Origin of the sequence: Alloalcanivorax marinus, assembly GCF_016785095.1 — a bacterium.
In the GTDB taxonomy this organism is placed as follows: Bacteria; Pseudomonadota; Gammaproteobacteria; order Pseudomonadales; family Alcanivoracaceae; genus Alloalcanivorax; species Alloalcanivorax marinus_A.
In genome coordinates this window covers 143,273-169,348 of the sequence record NZ_JAEKJB010000010.1, presented here as the reverse complement: position 1 = coordinate 169,348, position 26,076 = coordinate 143,273, and the positions used below count along the sequence as shown (strand labels likewise).

Here is a 26,076-nt window from a genome sequence, read left to right as displayed (position 1 = left end):
TGATGAACCTCGTGCCGCGCCGTCTTTTGCTGGCCTTGATGATCGCCGTCCTGGCGCTGTCCGGCTGTGCCCAGCTACCGCGGCCCTCGGTGGTCGGCGAGCAGGAGAAGGTGGCGATTCCGCAACCGCCACCAGCACGGCCCGATGGCTCCCTGTTTCAGGCGCGGCGCGGTTATCGACCGCTGTTCGAGGACCGCCGCCCGGTCATGGTGGGCGATGTACTCACGGTGCTGCTCGACGAGCAGGTCAGCGCCTCGAAAAGTTCGCAAAGCAACGCCGACCGTAACGGCTCCGCCGCCCTGACCCCCACCGCCGTGCCCAAGGGTCTGGAGGACCTGAGCGATTACGGTTTCGACCTGGCCGGCGAGAACACCTTCCAGGGCGGCGGTGGTTCCCAGGCGCGCAACACCTTCACCGGCACCATCACGGTGACGGTGCTGGAAGTGCTGGGCAACGGCAACCTGCGGGTGCGTGGCGAGAAGCAGATCCTGATCAACCAGGGCACCGAGTTCATTCGTTTTTCCGGCGTGGTGGACCCCCGGGAAATCAGCGTTGGCAACCGGGTTGCCTCGACCCAGGTCGCGGACGCGCGCATTGAGTACGTCGGCGATGGTTACATCAACGAGGCGCAGACCATGGGTTGGCTGCAGCGCTTCTTCCTGAACATTTCCCCCTTCTGACGGCGAGGCCCCGGGAGCATGGCATTTATCGTGGAATTGGTTCGTCGTGCCGGCATCGTGGTGTTGCTGGCGGCTCTGCTGCCGGCGTCGCTGCGTGCCGAGCCACTGCGCGAACTGGCGGATTTCGCCGGCGTGCGCGACAACGTGCTGGTTGGCTATGGCCTGGTGGTGGGGCTCGACGGCAGCGGCGACCAGACCATGCAAACGCCGTTCACCACCCAGAGCCTGCGCAATATGTTCAGCCAGCTCGGCATCACCATCCCCGAAGGCACCAACATGCAGTTGCGTAACGTGGCCGGCGTCATGGTCACCGCCGACCTGCCGCCTTTCGCCGCCCCCGGCCAGCGCCTCGACGTGGTGGTGTCGTCGATCGGCAACGCGCGCAGCCTGCGCGGCGGTACCCTGCTGATGACGCCCCTCAAGGGCGCCGACGGCGCCACCTACGCCCTGGCCCAGGGCAACCTGCTGATCGGCGGCGCCGGCGCCGAGGCCGGCGGTAGCAGCGTGCAGATCAATCAACAGGCCAGTGGTCGCATCGCCAACGGCGCCCTGGTGGAACGGGAAGTGCCGTTGGCGCTGGGTGAGGCCAACGGCGTGCTGGAACTGCAACTCAAGGACGCCGATTTCGGCACCGCCGAACGGGCGGTACGTGCCATCAACACCGAGTTCGGGCGCTCCGTGGCCAGTGCCGCCAACGCCCGCACCCTCCGTTTGCAGGGGCCCACCAGCGCCAACGAGCGGGTCAGTTTCATGGCCCGTGTGGAGCGCGTCTATGTGACCCCCACCGAAGCGCCCGCCAAGGTGGTGATCAACGCCCGCACCGGTTCGGTGGTGCTCAACGGGCGCGTCACCCTGAAGCCGGCGGCGGTAGCCCACGGCAACCTGTCCGTGGTGATCGATACCAATTACGGCGTCAGCCAGCCGGCACCGTTCGGCCAGGGCGATACCACCGTGGTGCCGAACAGCGATATCAGCATACGCCAGCAGCAGGGCGCTCTGCGGGTGGTGGAAGGCGCCGACCTGATGCAGGTGGTCGATGCCCTCAATGCCCTGGGCGCCACCCCCCAGGATCTTATGTCCATTCTTGAGGCGCTTAAGGCCGCCGGGGCCCTGCGCGCGGAACTGGAGATACTGTGATGAGCTCCGATGGCGTACAGGGCGGTTTCGCTCTCGATGTGCAGGGGCTCGATCGCCTTAAACGGGGCGCCGCCCGGGACCCCGGCGGCGCCCTGCGGGAAACCGCCGAACAGTTCGAGTCGCTGTTTCTGCACCGCATGATCAAGGCCATGCGCGATGCCGGACCACGGGCCGACCTGCTCGACAGCAGCCAGACCCGCTTCTATGAATCCCTGTTCGACCAGCAGCTTTCCCAGCACCTGGCCGGGCGCGGCGTGGGGCTGGCGGACCAACTGGTGGCCCAGCTCTCCGACCGTGCCGGCATTCCCAAGGGCACGCCCCGGGCGCTGCCCGGCGTATCGCGGGCGGAGGGCGGCGCGGCCACGGAGCCTGCCACCGACGGGGCAGCGACCGGGCGCGAACTCGCTGGCACCGACCGTGCCGATCGATCCGCGCGCGCCGAAGCACCCCGGCCGCCGCTGCTGGCGGCGGCCAACCCGCCGGCCACCCCGGAAGCCTTCGTCGACCAGTTGGCCGGCCCGGCCCGGGACGCCGAGCGCCGCACCGGCGTGCCGGCGCCGCTGATTCTGGCCCAGGCCGCCCTGGAAACCGGTTGGGGCCGCCACCGCATCACCACCGAGGACGGCGCCGACAGCCACAACCTGTTCGCCATCAAGGCCGGTACCGGCTGGCAAGGCAAGACCACCGACGTCACCACCCACGAATACATCGACGGCCAGAGGGTCAAGCGCGTGGAACGCTTCCGCGTTTACGACTCCTATCAGGAGGCGTTCGCCGACCATGGCCGTCTGCTTACCGGCAACGGCCGCTACGCCGGCGTGCTGCGCGCCGACAGCGCCGACCAGGCCGCCCGCGCCCTGCAGGACGGCGGCTACGCCACCGACCCGGCCTACGCGGACAAACTGGTGGCGGTGATGGATCGCATCGGAGGTATTGCGGCGGAGCGGCTGGCCAGCATGCCGCCCGGTCGCTCCCGCCATGATCGATTGGCACCGTAGGAGCGACTTGAGTCGCGATCATCGCCGTGCCAGCTTCATCGCGACTGAAGCGCAACGCCGCCACTGCTACGGAGCCGCCCGTGACGCTACCTCGAAGCGGCCCGGCTGGAGAGCACGCACTAAAAGCGCGATGAAACTAAAGAAAACCCGCCCGCCGCCGATAACGGGCATAACGGTTAAAGGAAGGCGACCATGAGTCTTTTCTCCATCGGTCTGAGCGGTCTGAACGCCGCCCAGAACGCGCTCAACACCACCAGCAACAACATCAGCAACGTCTATACGCCCGGTTACAACCGGGAACTGACCCTGCTGGGCGAGCGTAATGTCAGCGGCGGTGTTCAGGTCAACGATATTCAGCGGCAGTACGACTATTACGTGGCCGGCCAGCTCAACGCCGCCACCAGCAAAGCCAGCGCCCTGCAGAGTTACCATACCCAGATCAGCCAGATCGATAACCTGCTCGCCGATCGTGAAGCCGGCCTGGCGCCGCTGATGCAGAACTTTTTCTCCTCCCTGGAGGATCTAGCCTCCACGCCATCGGACCCGGCCGCCCGCCAGGGCGTGATGGGCGCCGCCGATACCCTGGCCGCCCAGTTCCGCGCCTTCGACGGCTACCTCCAGGACCTGCGGGATGGCCTGAAAGGAAAACTCCAGGACGAGGTCACCCAGATCAACAACAGTGCCGAGCAGATCGCCGGCCTGAACCGGGAAATCGCCCTGGCCAAGGCCAAGAATGGCGAGGCGCCCAACAGCCTGCTCAACCAGCGGGATCAACTGGTGGCCGAACTTAGCGAGCGGCTCGATGTGTCCCTGACCATTCAGGAAAGTGGCACCTACAACCTGTCCATCGGCAACGGCCAGCCCCTGGTGGCCGGCTCGCGCAGCTTCTCGCTGACCACCCAGGCCTCCGCCGAGGACCCCACCCGTCTGGTGATCGGCTACAACGATTCCGCCGGCAACCAGGTGGAACTGGATCAGGACACCCTTGCCGGTGGCAGCCTGGGCGGCTTGCTCACTTTCCGTGATGAAACCCTGGATAAAACCCAGAACCAGTTGGGGCGCCTGGCGGTGTCCCTGGCCACGGCGCTGAATGATCAGCACCAGGCCGGTACCGATCTCAACGGCGATCCGGGCCAGGCGCTGTTCGACGTGGGCCAGCCCCGAGCCTTCGTGAATGACGGCAACGCCGGCGGCGCGACCATCAGCGCCGCCTACGGCGACGTGGATCAGCTCACCGCCAGCGACTACGACCTGGTGGTGAGCGACGCCGCCGCCGGTGAATTCCAGGTCACCCGTCGAGATAGCGGCGAAACCTTCACCGCCACCCTGGACGCCAGCGGTGAAATGGCGATCGGTGGCACCGTGATCACCATTGGCGGCGCGGCGACCCTGGTGGATGGCGACCGTTTCCAGTTGCAGCCTACCCGGCAAGCCGCCAGCGGCCTGGAAAACCGCATCCACGAGGCCGGCCTGATCGCCGCCGGCCAGGGCGGTGGCAGCGGGGACAATGAAAACGCGCTGGCCATGCAGGATCTCCAGGACGCTCTCCTGGTGGGCGGCAGCGCCACCCTCAACGGCGCCTATGCCTCCATGGTCGGCGACGTGGGTAACCGCACCAACATCGTTCAGGTGAACCTGGAAGCCCAGCAAGGGTTGAGCGAACAACTCAGGGAGGTGCAGCAATCCGAATCCGGGGTCAACCTGGACGAGGAGGCCGCCAACCTGATCCGTTACCAGCAGTTTTATCAGGCCAACGCCAAGGTGATTCAGACCGGCTCGGCCATCATGGACGCCATTCTGGGTCTGCGCTAAGCGCCAGCGCCGGGAGATCGAAGATGCGCATCAGCACCGTAACCATGTATGAACAGAGCCTCACCGCCATGAACCGCCAGCAGGGGGAGTTCACCCGGGTCGGGCAGCAGATCGCCACCGGCCGCCGGGTGGTCAATCCCTCCGACGATCCCCAGGCCGCCTCCCGGGCGGTGCAGGTGTCCCAGTCCCTGGCCGTCACCGAGCAGTACGCCGACGCCCGGGTCAGCGCGCGCAATGCGCTGTCCCAGGAAGAGAGCGTGCTCAATAGCGTGGGCGATGCCATCGCCAGCGCCAAGACCCAGATCATCCGTGCCGCCAGCGACACCCTCAGCGACGCCGATCGGGATTCCGTGGCCAGTGACCTGCGCGGCATCTACGAAACCCTGATCGGCCAGGCCAACGCCACCGACGGCAACGGCCGTCACCTGTTCGGCGGTTACCAGGATGCCAGTGAGCCTTTCGTGCGCGCCGCCGACGGCACCGTCGATTATGTCGGTGATGGCAACGTTCGACAGCAGCGTATCGACGCCTCCCGCGTCATGCCGGTCACCGATAATGGTGAAACCATATTCCAGAGCGTTCACGGCAGCGCCGGCTATGTGGCCGAGGCCGCCGCCGGCAACGGTGGCGACATGACCTTCACCGGCCCGCTGATCATCGACGAAAGCGACCCGGCGTTTGGCAACGCGTTCCAGATCGATTTCCAGGTCGGCGCCGGCGTCACCACCTACACCATCAACGGCGGCGCGCCCCAGCCCTATGAAGAGGGCACCCCGATCACCACCGGAGGGTTGTCCATCACCCTGGATGGTGCCCCGGCGGACGGCGACAGCCTGACCATGGACCGCGCCGCCAACATGAACACCGACCTGTTCAAGACCTTCGAGAAAGCCCTGGCGGTGCTGGAACAGCCCGCCGGCACGGACGCTGAAAAAGCAGCCCGCAAGAACACCCTGAACACGGTGATGCGCGAGCTCGATAACAGCCTGGATAACGTGCTCACCGTGCGTGCCTCGGTGGGCGCCCGGCTTAACGAGCTGGACGTGGTGGACGCGGTGGGCGGCAACCGCAAGCTCAACTACACCGAAAACCTTTCCAACCTGATCGGCGATCTCAGTGATCCGGCCACCTTCGCCGAGGTGATCTCGGAGTACAGCCTGCGTCAGGTGAGCCTGGAAGCGGCCCGCAAGGCGTTCGTCGACATCAAGGGCACCAGCCTGTTCGACCGTCTGTGATGATCGCGACTGAAGCGGTACGCCGCCCGGTCGCTCCTACACTGCGGCCCTGCCCCGTAGGAGCGACTTCAGTCGCGATCAGGCCAGCGCCGCCACCAACTGTTCCAGGAACCCCAGCCCTTGCCCGAACAATCCCTGCAGAAAGCGCCCGAAGTCGGTCATCAGCACCATCAACAGGAACAGCCCCAGGGTCAGGGACGTCGGGAACCCCACCGAGAACACGGTGAGCTGCGGCGCCGAACGGTTGAGAATACCCAGCGACAGGTTGACGATCAGCAACGGCGCCACCAGCGGCAACGCCAATAGCAAACCGGACACGAAGATGGTGCCGCCATAGCGCACCAGCATTTCGAAGGCGCCCGGGTTCAGGCCCAGGGTGTCGATGGGCAGAGTGCGGAAACTGGTGGCCAGGATATCGATCACCACGAGATGGCCGTTCACCGCCAGGAACATAAGCAGGGTGATCATGTAGAACAGCCGTGACAGGATCATGGTGTTGACCCCGTCCGGCGTCACGAAGGTGGCGAATGCCAGGCCCATCTGCAGGCCGATGAACTCCCCCGCCGCCTGCACCGCGGTGAAGGTGACGCGCAGCGCCAGCCCCATGGCGACGCCGATCAGTGTCTGTTCCACCATGATGCCCAGGCCGGTCCAGGACCACACCGGCGCCGCCGGCATGGGCGGCAGCAGGGGCGCCACGACCACGCTGAGCAGCGCCGCCAGGCCCACCTTGACCTGGCGCGGCACGGCACTGTGGCCGAGCAGAGGCGCCGCCATGAAAAACGCGGACAGGCGCATGAACGGCCACAGAAACGCCGTCAGCCAGGCGTGCAGTTGATCGAAGGAAATCCCGATCATTGCACCAGGAACGGGATGTTCTGAAACAGAGTACGGGTGAAATCGGTGATCAGAGCCAGCAGCCAGGGGCCGGTGATTACCAGCACGGCGAACACGCCCAGAATCTTTGGAATGAACGACAGCGTCATCTCATTGATCTGGGTGGCGGCCTGGAACAGGCTCACCAGCAAACCAATGGCCAGCGCGGTGATCAGCAGCGGCGCGCCCAGGTAAAGCGTGGTCATCATCGCCTGATAGGCGATCGACATAACGGTTTCGGGAGTCATACGAAAAAGCTCCGCGCCAGGGAACCGATGATCAGTTGCCAGCCGTCCACCAGGACGAACAGCATCAGCTTGAAAGGCAGGGAAATCGTGGCCGGTGGCACCATCATCATGCCCAGTGCCATCAGTACGCTGGCCACCACCAGGTCAATGATCAGAAACGGGATGAAGATGGTGAAGCCGATCTGAAAGGCGGTTTTCAACTCGCTGGTGACGAACGCCGGCAACAGTACCCGCAGGGGCAGATCCTCCGGTCCCTGCAGCGGACCGGTTTCCGCCAGCCGGGCAAACAGGGCGATGTCCGGTTCCCGGGTCTGGCCAAGCATGAATTCGCGAAACGGTTGCACGCCGCGCTCGGCGAACTCGGCGAACTCGATGTCACCCTGTTCCAGCGGCACCCAGGCATCGTCATACACCTGGTTGAACACCGGCGACATGACGAAGAAGGTAAGGAACAGGGTCAGGCCCAGCAGTACCTGGTTGGGCGGCGCCGCCTGGGTACCCATGGCGGTACGTAGCAGGCTGAGCACGATGATGATGCGGGTGAAACAGGTCATCATCAGCAAAATGGCGGGGATGAAGGCCAGGCTGCTGAGCAGCAGCAGCGTCTGCAGCTTGATCGACCATTGCTGGCCACCGCCGGCGGTGGGTTCGGTGACGATGCCGGGCAGGGTCGCCTGGCTCCAGGCCAGGGCGGGCAGCAACCCCGTGGCCAGGATCAGCCAGGGCAGGGCGCGGCGGGCCGTCATGAGCGGCCCCCGCCGAGATTCTGTTTAAGGGCCTCGGCAAAGCGGGTGGCGAAGCGTTCGCTCCGCGCCATTTCATCGGGCGGCGCGGTCGGTGGCGCGGTGCTTTCATGGAGACGGGTGACCCGGCCACCGCCCACGCCCAGCACCAGCCGGGTGCCGTCCACATCCACCACCACCACCCGCTCCTTGGCGCCCACCGCCTTGCTGGCCACCACCCGCAGCAAGCGCGTGTCCTGGCCCTGGCCGGGCCCCAGCCGGCGTACCAGCCAGCCGAACAGCACGATCATGCCCACCAGCAGCGCCAGTACCAGGGCGGTCTTGCCCAGGGCGGCCAGGCCGATCATCGCCTCGCCGCCGGTGCTGACGGCCTGAAGGGCGGCTTCGCGGGTGGCGTCGGTGCTCATCGGTTCAGCTTCTGCACGCGCTCGGACGGGGTGATGATCTCGGTGATACGGATGCCGTACTTGTCCTCCACCACCACCACTTCGCCTTGGGCCACCAGATAGCCGTTGATCAGGATGTCCATGGGCTCGCCGGCCAGGCCGTCGAGCTCGATCACCGAGCCCTGGGCCAGTTCCAGCAGCTGTTTGATGGTGATACGGGTGCGGCCCAGCTCCACGCTCAGCTTGACTGGAATGTCCATGATCATTTCCAGGTCACGGGCATCTCCGCCACGGTCGGCGCCCACGCCACCGCCATCCAGCGGCTTGAACACCTGGTCGCCGGCGGCCTGGGCGCCGCTGTCGCCGGCACCCTGCTCGGCCAGGGCCTCGGCCCAGGGATCGGCGTCTTCGCCGCCGTCGCCTTGCTGCTCCGCGAGGGCCTTGTCCCAGTCGTCGTCGCTGGCGTTGTGATCGGGTTTGTTGGGGTCACTCATGGTCGGGGTCCTTGCTCTTCACGAAACCGGCGTTGGTGGCCGTGTGGGCATTGGCGTGGTCGATCACCCGCGACACTCGCAGCGCGCGCTGCTGGTCACGGCTGCCGTACTCGCATTCCAGCACCGGTACGCCGTCGACGCGGGCGGTGACGGTGGCCGGCAGTTCAATGGGCAGCACGTCGCCGGGCTGCAGGCGTATCATTTCGGAGATGCGGCTGGACACGGTGACGAACTCCGCCACCAGTTCCACCTCGGACTGGCGAATCTCGCCGGCCATGCGCTGGCTCCAGGCGTGATCGCCACTGTCGTGGCCGTCCACCACCGGGTTGTTGAGTTGCTCGCGCAGCGGCTCGATCATCGAGTAGGGCATGCACACCTGGAAATCGCTGGCCAGGTTGCCTACTTCCAGATGGAAGGTGGTGTTGACGATGATCTCGTTGGGCGAGTTGGTGATGTTGGCGAACTTGGCCTGGATTTCTGACCGCAGGTAGCTGATGTCCAGGGCATACACCGATTTCCAGGCGTCCTGGTAGGCATCGATGGCGAGCCGCAGGATACGCTGGATGATGCGTTGCTCGGTGTTGGTGAACTCGCGCCCTTCGGACTTGGTCACGAAGCGCCCGTCGCCACCGAACAGGTTGTCCACCACCATGAACACCAGGCTGGGCGGAAACACCATCAGGCCGGTGCCGCGCAGCGGCTTCATGGCGATCAGGTTAAGGTTGGTGGGCACCGGCAGATTGCGGGCGAAATCCTTGAAACTCTGGTAGCGCACCGAATCCACGGTGATGTCGGCGCTGCGCCGGATCAGGTTGAACAGGCTGACGCGGAACTGGCGCGCGAAACGCTCGTTGATGATGTCCAGGCTGTGCAGACGCTCGCGGATCACCCGATGCTGGGAGGCCGGGTCGTAGGGCCGCGGACTGGATTCCGCCTGCGGTGCCTCCTGGTCCTCGCCGGGACCGTTGAGCAGCGCGTCGATTTCTTCCTGGGAAAGCAGGTCGTCTTGTGCCATGGGCCCGTCCCCGTTACTGCACGATGAACTCGGTGAACAGCACATCCCGCACCGCCAGGTCCGGCTGCGAGGCGGTGAGCGGTTCCTCGAAGCTGGCCAGGACCTGCCGGGCCAGGGCGTGTTTGCCCTCGACGGTGGCGGCGGTTTCCGAGTCCTGGCTGGAGAGCAGCATCAGCAGGCGACTGCGCAGTTGTGGCAGGTGCTCGAGCAGGTAGCTCTCGGTGGCGGCGTCGGCCACTTCCAGGGAGAGGCCCACGTAGAGCAGCCGCTGGCCGCACAGTTCGCCCTGAATATTGACGGTGAAGGGGTCGAGTCGTACCAGCCGGGTGGGTTCTGGCGTTTTGTTGTCGACGGAGGTCTCCGCTTCCGGTGAGGGAGCGTCGTCATTGCCAAGCAGCAGGTACAGGTTGACCGCCACCAGCGCGGCCACCAGGACCACCATCAGGGCGATCAAGACGCCGGTTTTGCGCGACCGCTTCGGGGAATCTGCCATTGCGGGGAATGTCCTTGCCTGAGCTGTGAGTGTCTTGGGGGGAGTATGCCGGGGTGGTGCCTGGGCGCATGGGGAGAAAAGCGCCTGATAAAGGGCTTATTTTCGGTTCGTGGTGTTTTAACGGGATGGTGGTTGCTCTCCATCAGGACCACGACGAGACGCTTCGAGGTAGCATCCCGCGCGGCTCCGTGGTGCGCTGACGGTTGGATTGTGCTGTAGGAGCGACTTCAGTCGCGATGGGGTCTGGCACCGCCATTTGATGGCGATTGAAGCGGAGCGCCGCCCGGTCGTCCCTACGGCCCCTATCTACCGCGCCTGCCGTCAGGCGTAGAGATCCACGCCGCTGGTGGGCAGCGCGGCGGCGCGCACGGGTTCGGCGCCGGTCACGGTGGTGTCGTCACCGGTGTCGGCGAGGGCGGGGGCCGGGGCGCCATTGGCCTGGCCGTCACCGGTCTGGCCGTTGAATTGCTGCTGGGGCTGGTCGCCGACCATTGCTTCGCCCAGGGCGATGCCCTGTTCGGCCAGCGCCTCGCGCAGTTGCGGGATGGCCTGTTCCACGGCGCCGCGTACCGGCGCGTGGCTGGAAAAGAAGTGGGCCTGGGCGCCGTGATCATCCAGTTTCAGGGACACACTCAAGGGGCCCAGGTCGCGGGGGTTGAGGTGCAGCTCCATGTGCTGGTCGCCGCGTCGGGTCAGGCTTACGACTTGCTGGCCCAGTTCCTGGCCCCAGCCAGAGGCCGCCACCGGAGTGTGCAGGGTGGTCACGGTGGTGGTTGTCGCCGGGGAGGGAGCGGATGACGAGTTGGTGGTGACGTGCTGCATGGTTGGCGCGGTCGGCGTGGCGGGCTCCGCGCTGGCACCAGGGCGGTCGGCGGCGCGTTGCGTTTCCGCCATCACCGGCGCCGCCGGGGCTTGCTGGGTGTCGCTTCTGCTCAATGACGGCGGACGTTCCGCCAGGGTGGGTGGCTGGCCGTTGGCCTCGCCTTCCCGGGGACCTGCCTGGCGGGCCAGGGCGGCCGGGTTGGTGCCGGTGTCACCGTGGGACGCCGCCGGCGTCGCCGGGGGGGCGTCCGCCACGGTGGAGGCCGGGCTGGTGGTTGGCGCCGGGGCACCGGCCAGGATCGTCAGCCCCTCCGCTGCCGGGCTATCCTCGTCGCCCGCTTGCGCGGCGGGGGGCTCGGATTCGTCGCCGGGCGTTGCCTGGCCGGTGGTGGCCACGCCCGGTGCCAGCAGAGTGGCGGCGTCGCCGGCCAGCAGGGTGAGGGGCAGGGCGGATGGAACCGGCACCGTCTGGCCGCTTCGCGGATTCAGAGTAGCGGTTCGCATGGCCAGGCCGGCTGGCATGGCCTGGGCCCGCGCCGTTTCCAGGGTGTCCCGGAAGCCCTCGCCGGAGGTGTTTTCCGCCTGGCGGGGCGTGGTGCCGTTGGCGCTCACATTGAGCAGTGCATTGATGTCCATGGGAACTCCTTGCGACGCGGGGTCAGCGGGAACGGGGCCGGCGGGCCATGGCGTGGGTGGTCATTTCATCGGTGTCGCGGCGTTCGCGGCGGGTTTCCCGGGTCCGCTCCTGGCGGGCCCGGCGGTTGGCCAGGGTGTCATAGGAGGACAGCCGCCGCTGCCGCTGCTGGAGCTGGTCGCGGCTGGCCATCACCCTTTCGCTTTGCTGTTCCAGAGCCCGGCGGGCATGCTCGATGGCGTCGTCCAGGGAGCGGATGAAGCGCCGGTAGTTGTCCAGGCTGGAGGCATCGATGCCGGCGCGCATGGCGTCTTGGAGCTGGCGCTGGTAGTCGGCGCGGTATTGCTCCAGGGCACGTAATTGCTCGGCGCTGTGTTGCTGGCCGCGGCGTTCCTCGGCCAGGGTCCGGCCGGCGTTGTCGCGGGCCTGGCGGCTTTGATCAATGAGCGTATCGAGTGGATTCATGGGTCCCCCATCAGGGCGTCAAGCGCCTGTCGCGAGTGCTCGATGTCGGCGCGTTCGCCGATTGCCTGTTGCAGAAAGCCTTCTATCTCCGGGTACAGACGCATCGCCTGGTCCAGCAGCGGATCGTTGCCGGCGCTGTAGGCGCCCACGCTGATCAGGTCGCGGTTGCGCTGGTAGCGGGAGAACAACTGTTTGAAGCGCTGCGCCAGCCGCCACTGGTGATCGTCGACGATGTGGTTCATGGCGCGGCTGATCGAAGCCTCGATGTCGATGGCCGGGTAGTGGCCGGCCTCGGCCAGATCCCGGGACAGCACCACATGGCCATCAAGGATGGCGCGGGCCGCGTCGGCGATCGGGTCCTGCTGGTCGTCGCCTTCGGTGAGCACGGTATAGAAGGCGGTGATCGATCCGCCGCCGGCCTCGCCGTTGCCGGCCCGTTCCACCAGGCCGGGCAGCTTGGCGAACACCGAGGGCGGATAGCCCTTGGTGGCCGGCGGCTCGCCAATGGCCAGGGCGATTTCCCGCTGCGCCATGGCGTAGCGGGTCAGCGAATCCATGATCAGCAGCACATCGCGGCCGGTGTCGCGGAAATATTCCGCCACCCGGGTGGCATAGGCGGCGCCCTGAAGGCGCTGCAGTGGCGAGGTGTCCGCCGGCGCGGCCACCACCACGGCACGGCGCCGGCCCTCGTCGCCGAGAATGTTGTCGATGAAGTCCTTTACCTCGCGGCCCCGCTCGCCGATCAGCCCCACCACGATCACGTCGGCGCTGGTGTAGCGGGCCATCATGCCCAGCAGCACGGATTTGCCCACGCCGGAGCCGGCGAACAGCCCCATGCGCTGGCCACGACCGATGCTCAGCAGGCTGTTGAGCGCGCGGATGCCGACGTCGATGCACTGATCGATGGGGGCCCGGGACAGCGGGTTCAGGGGCGGTGCGGTGAGGGTGCCGTGGGGGGCTTCGTCCACCGATTCGCCGTCGTCCAGGGGGCGGCCATTGCCATCCACCACCCGTCCCAGAAGGTCGTCGCCCAGCGGGAACCGGCGTGCTCCGGCGCCGTCCTGGCCGAGCGGGAAGACCCGTGCCCCCGGGGTCAGGCCGCTGATTTCCGCCAGTGGCATCAGGAACAGATTGTCGCCGGAGAAGCCCACCACTTCCGCCTCGGCGAAGCCGGCGGGTTCACCGCCACCGGCGGACAGCTCGATACGGCAGGCGCTGCCCAGGGGCACGCGCAGCCCCACCGCTTCCAGCACCAGGCCGGCGGCGCGTACCACCCGACCGCTGGCCTGGTAGGTGGGCACCGTGGCGACCCGACCGGCGACGCTGCTCAGGGTGGCGCGCCAGTGCTGGTGGTGGCGGGCGGCACTCACGATGTCGGTTCCCCGCTGTCCTGGCCCGGGCGGCGGCGCCGGCGCACCCGGCCACTGACCGCCGCCCAGCGGCTTTCCCAGGTGGCGTCCAGCTCGCCGCTGGGGCTGGTGACGCGGCAGCCGCCACGGCCAAGCTGGTCGTCCGGATGCAGTTTCCAGCCCGCCGCCGCCAGTTCCGCGCCCAGTTCCCGTTCCACCAGGGTCAGATCGTCCGGGTGCAGCCACAGCCGGGTTTTACCATTGAGGCTGGGTTCGTCGTGGATCAATTCGCGGACCACCGCGAGCACCTGCTCCGGGCGCTCGCGCAGGGCATCGCCGGCCAGTTGCCGGCCGGTGGTCAACGCCAGCTCCACCAGCTCCTCGGCGACGCCCTCGTCCAGGCTCGCCAGCGCGTCACCGAAGCCCCGGGCCAGCTCCGCCAGCGGGGCCAGGGTCTCGGCACGTTGGCGATCAGTTTCTTCCTCGCCCTGGCGACGGCCCTCTTGCAGGCCTTGGGCATGGCCCTCCCGGTGGCCTTCCTCGAAGCCGGCCCGGTAACCTTCCTGGCGCGCTTGCTCGCGTACTTTGTCGCGCAAGGCGCGCAGCTCCGACTGGTGATCGAAGGTGGCATCGCGGTCGTCGTCCATCACCGCGCCGGCGCGGTGGCGGTCGTCCAGCTCGCCCATGCGCCAGGGGCGCCAGCCAGCGAGATTGGAGAAGCGCGTTTCAGACATAGGCGTCGTCCCCGCCGCTCAGCACGATCTCGCCGTTGTCGGCCAGGCGCCGCACCACCTGCAGGATGGCTTTCTGTTCGTTCTCCACCTGGGATACGCGGATCGGACCGCTCGCCTCCAGGTCCTCGCGCAGCAGGGTGCTGGCGCGGGTGGACATGTTGCGCAGGAATTTTTCCTTGAGGGCGTCGTCGCAGCCTTTCAACGCGATCACCAGGGAGTTGCTGTTGATTTCCTTGAGCAGCAGTTGGATACCGCGATCGTCGATGTCCAGCAGGTTTTCGAACAGGAACATCTCGTCGATGATCTTTTGCGCCAGATCCTCGCTGTGGGCACGCACCGTCTCGATCACCCTCTCCTCGGCGCTGGAATTCATCAGATTGAGGATCTCGGCGGCGGTGCGCGCGCCGCCCATCTTGCTGCGTTTGAGGTTCTGGCCGTCGAGCATGCCGCCCAGCACTTCGGTGAGTTCCTGCAGGGCGGCCGGCTGCACGCCACTGAAGGTGGCGATGCGCAGCACCACGTCGTTACGCAGTTTGTCGTCGAAGTACTCCAGCACGTCGGCGGCCTGGCGGCGTTCCAGGTGCACCAGGATGGTGGCGATGATCTGCGGATGCTCGTCGCGGATCATTTCCGAAACGATGTTCGCTTCCATCAGGTTGAGCGCGTCGATCCCGGAGTTGGCGCCGCTTTGTTCGAGAATGTCCTCAAGCAGGCTGGAGGCGCGTTCGTTGCCGAGCGCCTTGGTCAGTACCGAACGGATGTGATCACTGGAATAAAGATTGAGCGCGGCGAACTGGTCGGATTCATCATAGAAGTCGTCCAGCACCTGGCGCATTTCATCCTGGGACACATGACCCAGGGTGGCCATCTCCTGGCTTACGTCCTGTACTTCCCGGGCGGACAGGTGCTTGAACACTTCCGCGGCGCAGTCCTCGTCCAGGGCCAGCAGCAGGATGGCGGCGCGGCGGGCATTGGTCAGTTCAGTCATGGCGGTTCATCCAGCCGCGTACGATCATCGCCACCATGGCAGGGTCTTCCTGGGCCATCTCCTGCAGATCCTTGAGGTTCTGTTCATGGGCGCTGGAGCGACGCCGGCGGCGGCGTGGTGGCGGTTCCGGCTGCTCCTCGTCGCGTTCGGGCTGCGCATAGGGGGCGGCGGCCACCGGCGCGGGGGCGGCCTGCGGCGCCGGCGTCGGGCGCTGGTCCTGATAGCGGCGCAGAATCGGGCGCAGCAGCAGTGTGTACAGCAGCAGGGCGGCCAGGGCCACGAGCAGCCAGCGCCCCACGGACATCAACAGCCCCTGCCAGAACGGGTCACGCCACCAGTCGCGATCGGCTACCACCTCGGTTTCCCTGGTGAACGGGCTGTTGACCACTTCCAGCCCGTCGCCGCGGGCCTCGGAATATCCCATCGCCTGGCGCACCAATTGGCGGATGCGTTCCAGACGTTCCGGGTCGAGCGGTTCGTTGACCGGCTTGCCCTGGTCGTCGACGCCATTCTGGTAGTCCACCACCACGGCCACGGACAGCCGTTGCAGGCGGGCGCGCTGGTGCTGCACGTGGGTGACGTTGCGATCCACTTCGTAATTGATGACGCTTTCGCGGCGCAGGCTGCCGGTGGTGTTGTCGGCCTCGCCATCGTCGGTGCCGGCGTTGTCGCCGTCTTCATCGCCGGCCGGGTCCTGCACCGGCGATGGCGCGGCGCCGGGCGGCGTATTGCTGAGCGCGCCCGGCACGCCGGCGGCCAGGGCCCGGTCGCCCTGATAATTGCTGTTCATTTGCCGGCTGCGCACCGCCGCCGGATTGTCGTCCTGGTTGGGGCCGTAGCGCTCGCTGGTTTCCTCGCGGCGGGAGAAATCCACATCCGCGACGACCTGGGCGCGCACCCGGTCGCGACCGAGGATCGGCGCCAGGATGCTTTCGATGCGTTCGCGGTAGCCGCGTTCCAACTCACGCACATAGTCGAGCCGGGTGCCGTCCAGGCCGGCGCCGCCATCGTCCGGCCTGGACAGCAGCCGGCCCGCCTGATCAACCACGGTGACGTCCTCGATGGCCAGTTCCGGCACGCTGCTGGAGACCAGGTGAACAATGGCGTTGACCTGGCCTTCGCCCAGGGTGCGGCCCGGCGCCAGGGTCAGCACCACCGAGGCCTTGGCCGGTTCGCGGTCGCGAATGAACACCGAAGGCTTGGCCATGGACAGATGCACCCGGGCGCCGGATACCGGGCCCAGGGATTCAATGGTGCTGGCCAGCTCGCCCTGCAGGCCACGCTGGAAGTTGACCCGCTCGGCGAACTGGCTGATGCCGAACGCCTGCCGGTCCATGATGTCGAAGCCCGCGTTGCCGCCCTCCGGCAGGCCCTGTTCCGCCAGTTGCAGGCGCAGCCGGTGCACCTGGTCGCCGGGCACCATCAGGGCCTGCCCGCCTTCGGCGAAACGATAGGGCACGGCGCGGCTTTCCAGTTCACTGATGATGCGCCCGCCATCCGCTTCGCTCAGATTGCTGTACAGAACCCGGTACTCCGGGGCGCTGGCCCATAGCGTCAGCGCCGCCACCACCGCGATGACCGCGGCACCGGCCACCAGCAGGGGCACCAGGGGGTTGGCGCGCAGGCGCGCCCATAGCTGCTCGATGCCTTGCGCACCGGCGCCATCACCGGTGGCTTGCGAGGCGGGGTTGGCTGCGCCGGTGCTCATGCCATTCCCCGGGTGTAGCGGCTGTGATGCTGAAAGGGCATTGCTGCGTCATCTCTTTATCTGGCTCGACCGCCGGGCGATCCCCGGCCCGGACGGTAATGCGACCCTTGCCATTATCGGCACCGGTGGTCCTGGCAAAGGAAAGAAAAGCCCGGCTTTTTGCCGTCAATTGAGCGCTTGGCGAGCGCCCCGGCGCTGCTAGTCTTTGCCTACCTTAATGATGAACCCCAGGGAGTCCCGGATGAGCGCACCGGCCGTGTCCCCCGCCATGCAGGCGGCCCTCAACCAGATGCAGGAACTGTCCGCCCAGGCCGGCGCCCGGCCCGCCGGCGAGCGACTCGACGCTACCGTGGGCAGCGGCGGGTTCGCCGACGCCCTGCAGTCCAGTCTGGAGCGCATTAATCAGTTGCAGATTGAATCCGGCGACAAGGCCCGTGCCTTCCAGGCCGGCGAGCCGGGGGTGGAGTTGCACGATGTGATGATCACCGGGCAGAAGGCAAGCATCGCCTTCGAGATGGGTAAGCAGGTGCGCAACCGGCTGGTAACCGCCTACAAGGACATCATGAACATGCAGGTGTAAGGGCGGCGGGCCGTCAGCCCACTTCGCTCAGCAACAAACCCTTGATCTCATCCAGACGCTGGGCGGCGTTGAGCGCCTCCTCCGGCGGAATCTGACGAATCAATTCACCGGTATCCCGATCCACCAGCCGGATCAGGGTACGCCCGGAATCCTCGCTGATATCGAACTGCACGCCGTAACGGCGCAGCACCTCATTGACCTGTTGCACCGGGCGCACCAGCTCCTCCTGGGCGACGGCGCGCGCCTCGGTGGCGGTGGTGTGGTCGGCATCCGGCCGCACGGCCAGCTGCTGGAGCACCTTTTCCACCCGTTGCCGGGCGGCGAGATAGGAAAACTGGGACGCCTGCGTGGAGGAGGCGGAACCGTCAATGGGGTAACTCATGGCAGGGCCTTTGCAATATTCAGCATAGTCTTCCGCTGATATCGGCCACGGCGTCGCGGACTTTAATTACCTGCCCGGCGCGAACGGTCGAGGGTGTGGAAATAAAAAAGGGCCCCGAACGGGGCCCTTCATGGCGACCGGATGGAACCGGTTTAGCCGAGCAGGGACAGCACGCCCTGAGGTACTTGGTTGGCCTGGGCCAGTACCGAGGTGCCCGCTTGTTGCAGGATCTGGGCGCGGGTCATGTTGGACACTTCCACCGCGTAATCGGCGTCCTCGATGCGAGAGCGGGCCGCGGTCAGGTTGGTTTCCGTGGTGCTCAGGTTGGTGATCGCGGACTCGAAGCGGTTCTGCATGGCACCCAGCTCGGAGCGCAGGCTGTCGACGCTGCTCAGGGCGCCGTCCAGGGCCTTCAGCGGGTCCACGTTCACGGCTTCGCCTTCGGTAACGGTGCCGTCGTCGGCGATGACGACTTTGTTGTAGGTGCCGTCGCCGTTGTCACGCAGGTACTCACCGGTACCGTTGCCTTTGGCGTCATTGATCTCGGTGATGTCGGCGCTGTCCAGGCTGGTGGCGGTGTCCAGGGTCACGTCGGCCATCACGCTTTCCACCGGACCGTTCTCGGTGTCCACGTCGGCGGCGTCCACGGCGGTGCCGGAGCTATCGAAGGTCAGGGCGGACGCGTCGGTGGTGTCCACTGCGTAGTAGTTGCCGTCCGCGGCCAGGGCCACGTAGCCGGTGCCGTCGGCTTTCTCGTAGATATTGCCTTCCGCGCTTACGTCGGCCAGGGCGGTGCCGCCGGTGCTGTCGGTGAGGTCGGCCAGGCCGGAGGCGCTGAACTTGGCGGTAACGGAATCACCATCGGCGGCGGTGGCGCCGAAGTTGGCGGATTGCACGGATTCCTTGGTGACGTCGAAGCTGTCCAGGTTCAGGGTTTCGGCGTTGATTTCCTTCAGGTTCATGGTGATTTGCTCACCATCGTTGGCGCCTACCTGGATGGAGAATTCCTGGTTTGATGCCAGAACCTTCACGCCGTTGAAGTTAGTCTCCTGGGAAACACGGTCGATTTCGTCCAGGCGCTGGTTGATCTCGTCCTGGATGGAGGACAGGTCGGATTCACTGTTGGTGTCGTTCTGAGCCTGTACGGTCAGTTCACGAATCCGCTGCAGGTTGTCGTTGACCTGGTTGAGGGCGCCTTCCGCGGTCTGGGCCACGGAGATGCCGTCGTTGGCGTTGCGCTGAGCCTGCGCCAGACCGGTGGTCTGGGCGGTCATGCGGTTGGCGATGGCCTGGCCGGCGGCGTCGTCGGCGGCGCTGTTGATGCGCAGGCCGGAGGACAGGCGCTCCATGGAGGTTTGCAGCGCGCTCTGGGATTTGCCCAGGTTCTGCTGGCCGATCAGGGCCGTGATGTTGGTGTTGATGACTGACATAGCGATGTCCTTCTCTGGTTTTTCACCGTTTGGATTGAGAGCAACGGCGCGGGCCGTTACCCCGTTTTTCGGCGGCGACCGGTCAGGCTTTAGGGTTGACCGAAAAAAAACGCATTCAGCCAGCCTGCCCTTCGCCTGACGCGGGCCGGCAAAATTTGCATATAAAGGATGCGGAGTGGGAACCGATACACTGATTTCAGGCGTTATTCGAGGACATTGGCCATGACACCCTCTCCAGAAGAATTCGACCGGGTCGAGCATCCGGGCCGCATTGAGGAATTGCTGAACGCACTGGCTCGCCCCGGCGGGGCCGCGCTGGCATTGGAAGGGCGCGACAGCGATCCGTTACCGGTGGTGCTGGCGGAATTCGAGCCTGGTCGCGTGCTGGTGCTGGATGTCACCGCGCTCGGCGAACGGGTTGGCAAGCTGCGTCGTGGGCTGGGCTTCCGACTGGTGGGCCAGGGTGATGGAGGCATGGTGCGCACGCCGTTACTAAAGGCCATTCGTGTGCAGGAAGAGTCCGGGCGCCACTGGTTGCACTGCGCCTACCCCGGTGAGCTGGAGTGGCAGCAGCGCCGGGATGCCTTCCGGGCCGCTCTGCGCGTGGGCATGGAGGCGTCGGTGCTGGTGCGTCATGAGGAAAGCGGCGTTTCCGGGCTTGGTGATCTGCGTGACCTTTCGCTGACCGGATGCCGGGTGGAACTGGTGGCCGGCGGTCTTAACGACGAGCTTGAGGACGAACGGCAACTGTTGTTGGAGATCACCTTTCCCGATGGCAGCCGCTTCAAGAGCGCCGCCCGGGCCCGTCACCTCAAGGCCGATCCCGGTCGTGGCACGGTCAGCGCGGGGTTTGAGTTCGAGACACCGGATCCGGCCCAGGAACGGCGCCTGTGGTTCATGGTGCGGGAGGTGGAGCGGGAGGCCGCCCGGGTGGCCGGTGGCGACCGAACCGACCTGGCCGCCTCGTCACTATTCCGCCCGGCGGCGCCGGCGCCGCTGAGAGCGCACCCGAATTCCCGTTTCCCGGTACCGCCGATGGTCGACCGCCTGGCCCCCAGCGCCGCCTGGCTGGACACCCAGATGCTGGCGTTGCGCCAGGGGGAGCATGTCGACGCGGTGCAGCTTTCCCGTCAGGCCGAGCGGCTGCTGGAACTGCAGGAAGAAGACCGGGAAGGGCTGCTGTTCGCCACCCGCTGTTTGAACAATGAACCGCTTCTGGTGCGCCACGGCCTGGGCGTGGCGGTGCATTTGCTGGATTTCGCCCGTGCCCGTGATATGCCCCGGGCGCTTTGCAAGGCGCTGACGGCGGCGGCCATGGTGCATGACCTGGGCAAGGCCCTGTTGCCCAGGGAATTGCTGGCGTTGCCGGTGCTGGACGAGCGTCAGCATCGCTGGGTGCAGGGCCATGTGCCCCTGTTGCTGCAGCGTCTCGACACCTGTGGCTGGCTGTCCACGCCGGTGGTGCAGGCCGTGGTGCGTGATATCAATGAACGGCTTGATGGCAGCGGTTACCCTCATCGTCGCGACGGCGACGAACTGAGCGACCTGGCGCGGCTGGCTTCGGTGGTGGACGTGGCCGACATTCTGTCTCGCCAGCGGCCCGGGCGCGAACCCTGGTCGATCACGGATATTCATCGCTGGCTGGAAAAGAACGACAGCCGCTTCGACGCGCAATGGGTGTCGCGTTACCAGGCGCATTTTGGCCGTTGGCCGGTGGGATGTCTGGTGCGCTACCCGGACGGCCTGATCGGTCGCGTGGCGTCACTCGACGAACAGGGGCTTCCCGTGCGGGTCCGGTTGCGCTCCGACGACGGTGGCTGGCTGGATGGCGAGGCGCTGACGCGGCGCGGCGAACCGGAGAGCTCGTTGCCGGCGCCGGCGGATTGAAATGCTTCCTAAAGTCCTGTGTGGATACGCCGATAGCCTGGAAAAGCGACCCTTGCCGGGCGTTATTCCGCCGCTACCGGGGCGGCCGGTCCGGCGACAATACTCCCCGGCGAACACAGGAAGCACAGTCAGATGGCCTCAATTTCCTCGTTGGGTATCGGTTCCGGGCTCGACCTCAACAGCCTGCTGGATCAGTTGGAAGCCTCCGAGCGCCAGCAACTGACACCCATTACCCTCAAGCAGCAAAGTTATCAGGCGAAAATCTCCGCCTATGGCAAGCTGGAGAGCGCGCTTACCAGCTTTCAGGACGCGGTCGCCAAGCTCGCCGACGGTAAGCAGTTCGAGGCGGTAAAAAAAGAGGTCTCCGGTGATGCGCTGAGCGCCACTCTGGGTGATGACGCGCTGACCGGGAATTACGATCTGGACGTCAGCCAGCGCGCCCGGGGCTACAGCATCGCCACCCAGGGCATCGCCGCCGCGGATGAAGCCCTGGGCGCCGGTACGCTGAACATCACGCTTGCCAACGGCGACACCCTGGATCTGGAAATCGGCGAGAAACAAAGCACGCTGGAGGGCATTCGCGATGCCATCAATGACGCCGACGGTGGTATCCAAGCGTCGCTGATGAACGACGGCGGCGATACCCCTTATCGCCTGGTGCTTTCCTCCACGGCCACCGGCACCGAGGCCGCCATCGATTCGGTGACCTTCGGCGGCGGGCTGGGCCCGTCCCTGGCCCTGGACCCGGATTCCGAGGTGCCGGCGCTGAACGCGCGGCTCACCATCAACGGCATCGCCGTGACCAGCCAGAGCAACCAGGTGGAGGATGCCATTCAGGGGGTCACCCTCAACCTCAAGGAAACCGGCACCGCCACCCTGGACGTAACCCGTGACGGCGCCGGTATCAAAAAAGCGGTGAAGAGCTTCGCCGATGCCTACAACACCCTGCAGGAAACCCTCGATAACCTGACCCGTTTCAATCAGGACACCGGAGAGAGTGGCGCTCTGCTGGGCGACGCCACCTTACGTGGTATTGAGTCCCGGCTGCGTTCCGTGGTCAGCGGTGGCGGCGCCGGCGGGGCATTCAATACCCTTGCCGACATCGGCATCACCCTCAAGGTGGATGGAACCCTGGAGGTGGATGAGGAAGCGGTGGACGACGCCGTCGACAACCAGCTTGGCGCGCTGGCTGATTTCTTCACCGGACGCGCCGGCAAGGATGGCCTGGCCGTGCGCCTCGATGACGCGCTTGCCGACATGGTGGATGACGGCGGCACCCTGGACGATGCCACCGAGGGGCTGGAAACCAGCATCGAGACCCTGCAGACCCAGTACCTCCGTACCGAGGACCGCATCAACAGCACGTTGGCTCGTTACCGGACACAATTCCAGAAACTGGACAGCATGATCGCGGAGATGAACTCCACCAGTTCCTACCTCACGCAGCAATTCGACGCCCTCAACGCACAGCTGGGCCAATAAACCGCCACGTCGGAAGGAAGGGGTTATGACAACATCGCATGGAGCGGCCGCCTACGGTCGCGGCGCCGGGGCCTATGCCCGGGTGGGAGTGGAAAGCGGCGTTCTGTCCGCCAGTCCCCATCAACTGATTACCATGTTGTTCGACGGCGCGGCCTCGGCGATCCGTACCGCCCGGCTGCACATGGAGAACCAGCGCCCGGCCCGCAAAGGCGAAGCCATTTCCAAAGCCCTCGACATCGTCAATAACGGCCTGCTGGCGGCGCTGGACCGGGACAAGGGCGGCGAGGTGGCGGAACGGCTGGCGGCCTTGTACGACTACATCGCCAGGCTGCTGCTCAACGCCAACCTTCGCAACGACCCGGCCAGCCTGGAAGAGGCTGGCCGTCTGCTTGAGGACATCGCCTCCGCCTGGCGCCAGATCGAGCCCGCGAAGGCCCAGGGGGGCGAATGACGAAGACCGCGCCGAGCCGGGCTCCCAGTACCGGCGAACAGGTTCTGCAGGCCTATGAAGGGTTGCTGGTGCGCACCGGACGCATGCTCGAACACGCCCGGGGGCAGGATTGGAACGCGCTGATCGAGGAAGAAAGCCTGTACGTGCTGGACGTGGAGCGTCTGGCCCGGGGGGAAGTGTCCGTGCGGCTCAATGAACGTCAGCGCCACCGCAAGGCGGAACTGCTGGAACGGATTCTGGAGAGAGAGCGCGGTGTGCGTCTCTGCCTGGAAACCCGTCGCGAGGAACTGGATCAGTTGATCGGGCTGTCACGTCGCCGACGGGATTTGAACCGCTCCTACGGTGCCCAGGAGGCCGCCGTGGTGGACGGGCGCTTCGATAAAGGGCGCTCGTGAGCGGCATTACGCCGATTCTCGACACCTTGTTGCACCAGGTACTGGGCAAACGGGTGGACGTGCCTCTGGTGCGCCCTCAGCCAGACCCGGTGCGCCCGCTGTTGGGGGCTGAGGCGCTCACCGCGGTGCGTAGTGACTCCCGTCTTGATCCACGGGCGTTGCCGGCCCGGGAAGGCGGCGCGCCCGCCACCGAGGGCGAGGCCGGCCGGCCGCCGCCAGCGAAGGCCGACCCCGTCAGCGGCTCCACTCGTACTCATTTCAGCCCCGCCGCGCGCACCATCGCCGATCTGCTGGCCCGTTATCCGGCGCCGCCGTCGGCGGTCCGTCAGCCCACCCCGCTGATGCCGGCCGGCCAGCAAGGGGCGCCGGAGCTGGCAACCCGGCTACGCGGCAGCCTGGAACAAAGCGGTCTGTTCTACGAGTCCCATCTGCAAGGCTGGTTCCAGGGGAGACGGGACGCCGCCACCCTGGTCCGGGAGCCGCAGATGCGCGTTTTCCTGGAAGCCCGTGGTGTTTCACCGGCCCCGCTTCAGCCGGAGGGCGCCGGGGTCGATCCGGCACCGGGTGGCGCGGTACCCGCTCGCCCGGTGAACGTGGCCGCCCCGACGGTGGGCGGCTCGTCATCGACGACGCCTTCCGGAGTCGGTGACCGCTCCGCCCCGGGGTCCACGTCTCCCGGCGTGGAGGCGGTCGGGCGAGCGCTCCCTGGCGATGAGCCGGCGCGCTCCGCGGCGCCAGCCTTTTCCGAGACCCAGCGGGATGTCCTGCACGGCGTGTTGCGCCACCAGTTGGAAATGCTCGCCGCGCCGGTATTGCGCTGGGAGGGGGATGTCTGGTCCGGCATCTTCATGGCGTTGATGATCCAGCTTCCCGAGAAACCGCCGCAACACCGGGAGCATGCCTCCGGAGAGGAAGCCGGTGGGGACGAAGCCGGCCAGCCCTGGCGCACCGGCCTGACCCTGAGTCTGCCCGCCCTGGGGGAGGTGCGGGTACGCCTGGCGCTGGAGCGGGACCGTCTCGATCTGACTCTCGGCGCCGCCGAGGACACGGCCCGGCGGCTGCGCGCCGGCAGTGCCCGTCTGCGGGAGCGGCTGGTCAATCTGGGGTTGGGCGGCGTCCACCTCAGGGTTGTGGAGGAGGGCGCCGATGAGCGATGAACGAGGCCCCGAGGGGGGCCGTCGCCGCGCCGTGGCGCTGGCCTACCGGGATGGCGATGACGCCCCCCGGGTGCTGGCCCGGGGCTATGGGGAACTGGCCGAGCGCATCATCGCCGAGGCGCGGCAACGCGATATCTTCGTGCATGACGCCCCGGAACTGGTGGCGTTGCTGATGCAACTGGATGTGGATGAGCGTATTCCATCGGCGCTGTACCAGGTAATCGCCGAGCTGCTGGTTTGGGTCAGAGACCTGGACGAGCGGGAGGGGGAGCGTTCCCGCTGATAGGTTAAAAGCATGATTTTCCCGCCCTTCAACTCCTTCACGTGGCACTAACAGGTCTCTATTTTGACAAAATCCTTTAATGTGAATTGCGTCACAAAAAAACAATCGATATGTGATTTTATTCACAATAAAGTATGAGCTTCACGCCAAAACTGTGATACGTTTCAACCATAAAATGCCAACCCAAAGTGACTAGACATTGGTCTGGTCTAATGATTTTTTCGTATCACCCGGTGCCCGTCACCACATGGACGGATGGGGCCGGATGGAAGCCAGAGGCTTTCATTTCAATGGGAACCGGGTTCTACCCGGTTGGGGTTATCGAAGGAGCAAGCGCACCCATGAACATCGACGGCGTTCTCAATGAAATCCAGGATCTGAATCTGTCCTACATGCTGCTGGCGCAGCGTCTTCTTAACGAGGACTACGCCACCGCCCTTTTCCGGCTGAAGATCGACGAATCGCTGGCGCGGGTGCTGGTGTCATTGTCCGCCAAGCAGCTGGCGCGCATGGCGCGCACCAATCAACTGCTGTTCCGCATGCACCTCGATGACGCCGACCAGGTCACCCAGCTTACCCGTGACAAGCGTGAACAGGGGCTGGGCCAGACCCACGCCTCCCTGCTCATGGCAGCCTGCGACTACTGAGGGGGCGTCATGGTGGAGAAGAGTCTGGTCGGCGAAATGCAGCAGGTGCAGCTCGCCATTGAACTGATTGAACTGGGGGCACGGCTTCAGGTACTGGAGTCGGAGATCGGATTGAGCAGGGGGCGGTTGATTCGTTTGTACAAGGAGGTGCGGGGTGCCTCGCCGCCCAAGGGTATGCTGCCGTTTTCCACGGACTGGTTCATTACCTGGTTGCCGAACATCCACTCATCGCTGTTCTATGGTTATTACCGTCAGCTTACCGTCCAGCACGGCTGTGAGCGCATGGAGGGGTTCGTCAAGGCTTACCGGTTGTACCTGGAGCAGGTGGCCCTGGACGAAGCGGAGCCGGTTCTCGGGCTGACCCGCGCCTGGACCCTGATCCGTTTCTTCGAAAGCGGTTTGTTCGAACTGTCCGAATGCACCTGCTGTGGTGGCCGGTTCGTCAACCATGCCCACACGCCCAGCCAGGACTTCGTGTGTGGTATTTGCCAGCCGCCGTCCCGGGCCGGCAAAACGCGAAAGAAGTCGGTCGCCGGTAAGGCCATTGGTGCCTGAGACCGGCGTT

Annotated in this window: 29 protein-coding genes; 14 read left to right on the top strand and 15 right to left on the bottom strand. The window is 66.0% G+C overall.

The genetic code is table 11. The annotated features are described in order from the left end of the window. The first annotated feature begins 2 nt into the window (after positions 1-2). From JF515_RS14430 to flgL, 5 genes are all read left to right on the top strand, one after another. The gene (locus JF515_RS14430) at positions 3-680 is read left to right on the top strand and encodes a flagellar basal body L-ring protein FlgH (protein ID WP_203105163.1); all 678 of its coding nucleotides are present in this window, start codon (positions 3-5) and stop codon (positions 678-680) included. Between the two features lie 18 nt (positions 681-698). Further along, positions 699-1,817 carry a flagellar basal body P-ring protein FlgI gene (locus JF515_RS14425; protein ID WP_203105162.1) on the top strand — a complete coding sequence of 373 codons (1,119 nt, stop codon included), beginning with the start codon at positions 699-701 and terminating at the stop codon, positions 1,815-1,817. Then, the gene (gene flgJ, locus JF515_RS14420) at positions 1,817-2,815 is read left to right on the top strand and encodes a flagellar assembly peptidoglycan hydrolase FlgJ (RefSeq protein ID WP_203105161.1); all 999 of its coding nucleotides are present in this window, start codon (positions 1,817-1,819) and stop codon (positions 2,813-2,815) included. Before JF515_RS14425 ends, flgJ begins: the two co-directional genes overlap by 1 nt. 192 nt (positions 2,816-3,007) lie before the next feature. Next, on the top strand, positions 3,008-4,627 hold the full coding sequence (gene flgK / locus JF515_RS14415; protein ID WP_203105160.1) for a flagellar hook-associated protein FlgK: 1,620 nt from the start codon (positions 3,008-3,010) through the stop codon (positions 4,625-4,627). 23 nt (positions 4,628-4,650) lie between these two features. After that, complete coding sequence (gene flgL, locus JF515_RS14410; protein ID WP_203105159.1) at positions 4,651-5,862, top strand: flagellar hook-associated protein FlgL; 1,212 nt, start codon at positions 4,651-4,653, stop codon at positions 5,860-5,862. Between the two features lie 78 nt (positions 5,863-5,940). Here the strand turns inward: flgL and fliR are convergent, their stop codons facing one another. From fliR to fliF, 13 genes are all read right to left on the bottom strand, one after another. Continuing rightward, positions 5,941-6,720, bottom strand: a complete 780-nt coding sequence (fliR, locus tag JF515_RS14405; RefSeq protein ID WP_203105158.1) for a flagellar biosynthetic protein FliR — start codon at positions 6,718-6,720, stop codon at positions 5,941-5,943. Then, positions 6,717-6,986, bottom strand: a complete 270-nt coding sequence (fliQ, locus tag JF515_RS14400; protein WP_203105157.1) for a flagellar biosynthesis protein FliQ — start codon at positions 6,984-6,986, stop codon at positions 6,717-6,719. The genes fliR and fliQ overlap by 4 nt, the downstream gene beginning before the upstream one ends. After that, positions 6,983-7,732, bottom strand: coding sequence for a flagellar type III secretion system pore protein FliP (gene fliP / locus JF515_RS14395; protein WP_203105156.1), 750 nt, complete (start codon positions 7,730-7,732; stop codon positions 6,983-6,985). The genes fliQ and fliP overlap by 4 nt, the downstream gene beginning before the upstream one ends. Then, positions 7,729-8,136 (bottom strand): flagellar biosynthetic protein FliO, encoded by a 408-nt coding sequence (gene fliO, locus JF515_RS14390; protein ID WP_203105155.1) that lies wholly within the window; start codon positions 8,134-8,136, stop codon positions 7,729-7,731. Before fliO ends, fliP begins: the two co-directional genes overlap by 4 nt. After that, positions 8,133-8,609, bottom strand: coding sequence for a flagellar motor switch protein FliN (gene fliN, locus JF515_RS14385; RefSeq protein WP_203105154.1), 477 nt, complete (start codon positions 8,607-8,609; stop codon positions 8,133-8,135). The genes fliO and fliN overlap by 4 nt, the downstream gene beginning before the upstream one ends. Beyond that, on the bottom strand, positions 8,602-9,624 hold the full coding sequence (fliM, locus tag JF515_RS14380; protein WP_203105153.1) for a flagellar motor switch protein FliM: 1,023 nt from the start codon (positions 9,622-9,624) through the stop codon (positions 8,602-8,604). Before fliM ends, fliN begins: the two co-directional genes overlap by 8 nt. A 13-nt stretch (positions 9,625-9,637) precedes the next feature. Further along, positions 9,638-10,117 carry a flagellar basal body-associated FliL family protein gene (locus tag JF515_RS14375; protein ID WP_203105152.1) on the bottom strand — a complete coding sequence of 160 codons (480 nt, stop codon included), beginning with the start codon at positions 10,115-10,117 and terminating at the stop codon, positions 9,638-9,640. A 321-nt stretch (positions 10,118-10,438) separates the two neighbouring features. After that, complete coding sequence (locus tag JF515_RS14370) at positions 10,439-11,575, bottom strand: flagellar hook-length control protein FliK (RefSeq protein ID WP_203105151.1); 1,137 nt, start codon at positions 11,573-11,575, stop codon at positions 10,439-10,441. Positions 11,576-11,597: 22 nt separating this feature from the next. Next, positions 11,598-12,038: a flagellar export protein FliJ gene (fliJ, locus tag JF515_RS14365; protein WP_203105150.1), complete on the bottom strand. Its 441-nt coding sequence runs from the start codon at positions 12,036-12,038 to the stop codon at positions 11,598-11,600. Beyond that, positions 12,035-13,408: a flagellar protein export ATPase FliI gene (fliI, locus tag JF515_RS14360; protein WP_203105149.1), complete on the bottom strand. Its 1,374-nt coding sequence runs from the start codon at positions 13,406-13,408 to the stop codon at positions 12,035-12,037. Before fliI ends, fliJ begins: the two co-directional genes overlap by 4 nt. Continuing rightward, complete coding sequence (gene fliH / locus JF515_RS14355; protein WP_203105148.1) at positions 13,405-14,121, bottom strand: flagellar assembly protein FliH; 717 nt, start codon at positions 14,119-14,121, stop codon at positions 13,405-13,407. The genes fliI and fliH overlap by 4 nt, the downstream gene beginning before the upstream one ends. After that, on the bottom strand, positions 14,114-15,109 hold the full coding sequence (gene fliG / locus JF515_RS14350; RefSeq protein ID WP_203105147.1) for a flagellar motor switch protein FliG: 996 nt from the start codon (positions 15,107-15,109) through the stop codon (positions 14,114-14,116). The genes fliH and fliG overlap by 8 nt, the downstream gene beginning before the upstream one ends. After that, on the bottom strand, positions 15,102-16,817 hold the full coding sequence (gene fliF / locus JF515_RS14345; RefSeq protein WP_203105146.1) for a flagellar basal-body MS-ring/collar protein FliF: 1,716 nt from the start codon (positions 16,815-16,817) through the stop codon (positions 15,102-15,104). The genes fliG and fliF overlap by 8 nt, the downstream gene beginning before the upstream one ends. 241 nt (positions 16,818-17,058) lie before the next feature. On the opposite strand from fliF, the gene fliE reads away from it, so the two are divergent. After that, complete coding sequence (gene fliE, locus JF515_RS14340) at positions 17,059-17,397, top strand: flagellar hook-basal body complex protein FliE (RefSeq protein WP_203105145.1); 339 nt, start codon at positions 17,059-17,061, stop codon at positions 17,395-17,397. Between the two features lie 13 nt (positions 17,398-17,410). On the opposite strand, the gene JF515_RS14335 is transcribed toward fliE, so the two are convergent. Continuing rightward, positions 17,411-17,779, bottom strand: coding sequence for a flagellar protein FlaG (locus tag JF515_RS14335; RefSeq protein ID WP_203105144.1), 369 nt, complete (start codon positions 17,777-17,779; stop codon positions 17,411-17,413). 152 nt (positions 17,780-17,931) lie between these two features. After that, on the bottom strand, positions 17,932-19,209 hold the full coding sequence (locus JF515_RS14330; protein ID WP_203105143.1) for a FliC/FljB family flagellin: 1,278 nt from the start codon (positions 19,207-19,209) through the stop codon (positions 17,932-17,934). A gap of 222 nt (positions 19,210-19,431) precedes the next feature. Between JF515_RS14330 and JF515_RS14325 the strand changes: the two genes are divergently transcribed. From JF515_RS14325 to flhC, 8 genes are all read left to right on the top strand, one after another. Beyond that, positions 19,432-21,096, top strand: coding sequence for an HD domain-containing phosphohydrolase (locus JF515_RS14325; protein ID WP_203105142.1), 1,665 nt, complete (start codon positions 19,432-19,434; stop codon positions 21,094-21,096). A gap of 132 nt (positions 21,097-21,228) precedes the next feature. Further along, positions 21,229-22,578 carry a flagellar filament capping protein FliD gene (gene fliD, locus JF515_RS14320; protein WP_203105141.1) on the top strand — a complete coding sequence of 450 codons (1,350 nt, stop codon included), beginning with the start codon at positions 21,229-21,231 and terminating at the stop codon, positions 22,576-22,578. Positions 22,579-22,603: 25 nt separating this feature from the next. After that, entirely contained in the window at positions 22,604-23,029 is a 426-nt protein-coding gene (gene fliS, locus JF515_RS14315; protein ID WP_203105140.1) for a flagellar export chaperone FliS, read from the top strand. Continuing rightward, positions 23,026-23,424 (top strand): flagellar protein FliT, encoded by a 399-nt coding sequence (locus JF515_RS14310; RefSeq protein WP_203105139.1) that lies wholly within the window; start codon positions 23,026-23,028, stop codon positions 23,422-23,424. Before fliS ends, JF515_RS14310 begins: the two co-directional genes overlap by 4 nt. Then, positions 23,421-24,581 carry a flagellar hook-length control protein FliK gene (locus JF515_RS19695; protein ID WP_203105138.1) on the top strand — a complete coding sequence of 387 codons (1,161 nt, stop codon included), beginning with the start codon at positions 23,421-23,423 and terminating at the stop codon, positions 24,579-24,581. The genes JF515_RS14310 and JF515_RS19695 overlap by 4 nt, the downstream gene beginning before the upstream one ends. After that, entirely contained in the window at positions 24,571-24,864 is a 294-nt protein-coding gene (locus JF515_RS14300) for an EscU/YscU/HrcU family type III secretion system export apparatus switch protein (RefSeq protein WP_203105137.1), read from the top strand. The genes JF515_RS19695 and JF515_RS14300 overlap by 11 nt, the downstream gene beginning before the upstream one ends. Before the next feature lie 341 nt (positions 24,865-25,205). Beyond that, complete coding sequence (gene flhD / locus JF515_RS14295; protein WP_203105136.1) at positions 25,206-25,511, top strand: flagellar transcriptional regulator FlhD; 306 nt, start codon at positions 25,206-25,208, stop codon at positions 25,509-25,511. Positions 25,512-25,520: 9 nt separating this feature from the next. After that, on the top strand, positions 25,521-26,066 hold the full coding sequence (gene flhC / locus JF515_RS14290; protein WP_203105135.1) for a flagellar transcriptional regulator FlhC: 546 nt from the start codon (positions 25,521-25,523) through the stop codon (positions 26,064-26,066). Positions 26,067-26,076 lie beyond the last annotated feature (10 nt).

Excerpts from the sequence above, each read along its gene's own strand:
- JF515_RS14430 (WP_203105163.1), top strand. The coding sequence starts at position 3 with ATGAACCTCGTGCCGCGCCGTCTTTTGCTGGCCTTGATGATCGCCGTC.
- JF515_RS14425 (WP_203105162.1), top strand. The coding sequence starts at position 699 with ATGGCATTTATCGTGGAATTGGTTCGTCGTGCCGGCATCGTGGTGTTG.
- flgJ (WP_203105161.1), top strand. The coding sequence starts at position 1,817 with ATGAGCTCCGATGGCGTACAGGGCGGTTTCGCTCTCGATGTGCAGGGG.
- flgK (WP_203105160.1), top strand. The coding sequence starts at position 3,008 with ATGAGTCTTTTCTCCATCGGTCTGAGCGGTCTGAACGCCGCCCAGAAC.
- flgL (WP_203105159.1), top strand. The coding sequence starts at position 4,651 with ATGCGCATCAGCACCGTAACCATGTATGAACAGAGCCTCACCGCCATG.
- fliR (WP_203105158.1), bottom strand. The coding sequence starts at position 6,720 with ATGATCGGGATTTCCTTCGATCAACTGCACGCCTGGCTGACGGCGTTT.
- fliQ (WP_203105157.1), bottom strand. The coding sequence starts at position 6,986 with ATGACTCCCGAAACCGTTATGTCGATCGCCTATCAGGCGATGATGACC.
- fliP (WP_203105156.1), bottom strand. The coding sequence starts at position 7,732 with ATGACGGCCCGCCGCGCCCTGCCCTGGCTGATCCTGGCCACGGGGTTG.
- fliO (WP_203105155.1), bottom strand. The coding sequence starts at position 8,136 with ATGAGCACCGACGCCACCCGCGAAGCCGCCCTTCAGGCCGTCAGCACC.
- fliN (WP_203105154.1), bottom strand. The coding sequence starts at position 8,609 with ATGAGTGACCCCAACAAACCCGATCACAACGCCAGCGACGACGACTGG.
- fliM (WP_203105153.1), bottom strand. The coding sequence starts at position 9,624 with ATGGCACAAGACGACCTGCTTTCCCAGGAAGAAATCGACGCGCTGCTC.
- JF515_RS14375 (WP_203105152.1), bottom strand. The coding sequence starts at position 10,117 with ATGGCAGATTCCCCGAAGCGGTCGCGCAAAACCGGCGTCTTGATCGCC.
- JF515_RS14370 (WP_203105151.1), bottom strand. The coding sequence starts at position 11,575 with ATGGACATCAATGCACTGCTCAATGTGAGCGCCAACGGCACCACGCCC.
- fliJ (WP_203105150.1), bottom strand. The coding sequence starts at position 12,038 with ATGAATCCACTCGATACGCTCATTGATCAAAGCCGCCAGGCCCGCGAC.
- fliH (WP_203105148.1), bottom strand. The coding sequence starts at position 14,121 with ATGTCTGAAACGCGCTTCTCCAATCTCGCTGGCTGGCGCCCCTGGCGC.
- fliG (WP_203105147.1), bottom strand. The coding sequence starts at position 15,109 with ATGACTGAACTGACCAATGCCCGCCGCGCCGCCATCCTGCTGCTGGCC.
- fliF (WP_203105146.1), bottom strand. The coding sequence starts at position 16,817 with ATGAGCACCGGCGCAGCCAACCCCGCCTCGCAAGCCACCGGTGATGGC.
- fliE (WP_203105145.1), top strand. The coding sequence starts at position 17,059 with ATGAGCGCACCGGCCGTGTCCCCCGCCATGCAGGCGGCCCTCAACCAG.
- JF515_RS14335 (WP_203105144.1), bottom strand. The coding sequence starts at position 17,779 with ATGAGTTACCCCATTGACGGTTCCGCCTCCTCCACGCAGGCGTCCCAG.
- JF515_RS14330 (WP_203105143.1), bottom strand. The coding sequence starts at position 19,209 with ATGTCAGTCATCAACACCAACATCACGGCCCTGATCGGCCAGCAGAAC.
- JF515_RS14325 (WP_203105142.1), top strand. The coding sequence starts at position 19,432 with ATGACACCCTCTCCAGAAGAATTCGACCGGGTCGAGCATCCGGGCCGC.
- fliD (WP_203105141.1), top strand. The coding sequence starts at position 21,229 with ATGGCCTCAATTTCCTCGTTGGGTATCGGTTCCGGGCTCGACCTCAAC.
- fliS (WP_203105140.1), top strand. The coding sequence starts at position 22,604 with ATGACAACATCGCATGGAGCGGCCGCCTACGGTCGCGGCGCCGGGGCC.
- JF515_RS14310 (WP_203105139.1), top strand. The coding sequence starts at position 23,026 with ATGACGAAGACCGCGCCGAGCCGGGCTCCCAGTACCGGCGAACAGGTT.
- JF515_RS14300 (WP_203105137.1), top strand. The coding sequence starts at position 24,571 with ATGAGCGATGAACGAGGCCCCGAGGGGGGCCGTCGCCGCGCCGTGGCG.
- flhD (WP_203105136.1), top strand. The coding sequence starts at position 25,206 with ATGAACATCGACGGCGTTCTCAATGAAATCCAGGATCTGAATCTGTCC.
- flhC (WP_203105135.1), top strand. The coding sequence starts at position 25,521 with ATGGTGGAGAAGAGTCTGGTCGGCGAAATGCAGCAGGTGCAGCTCGCC.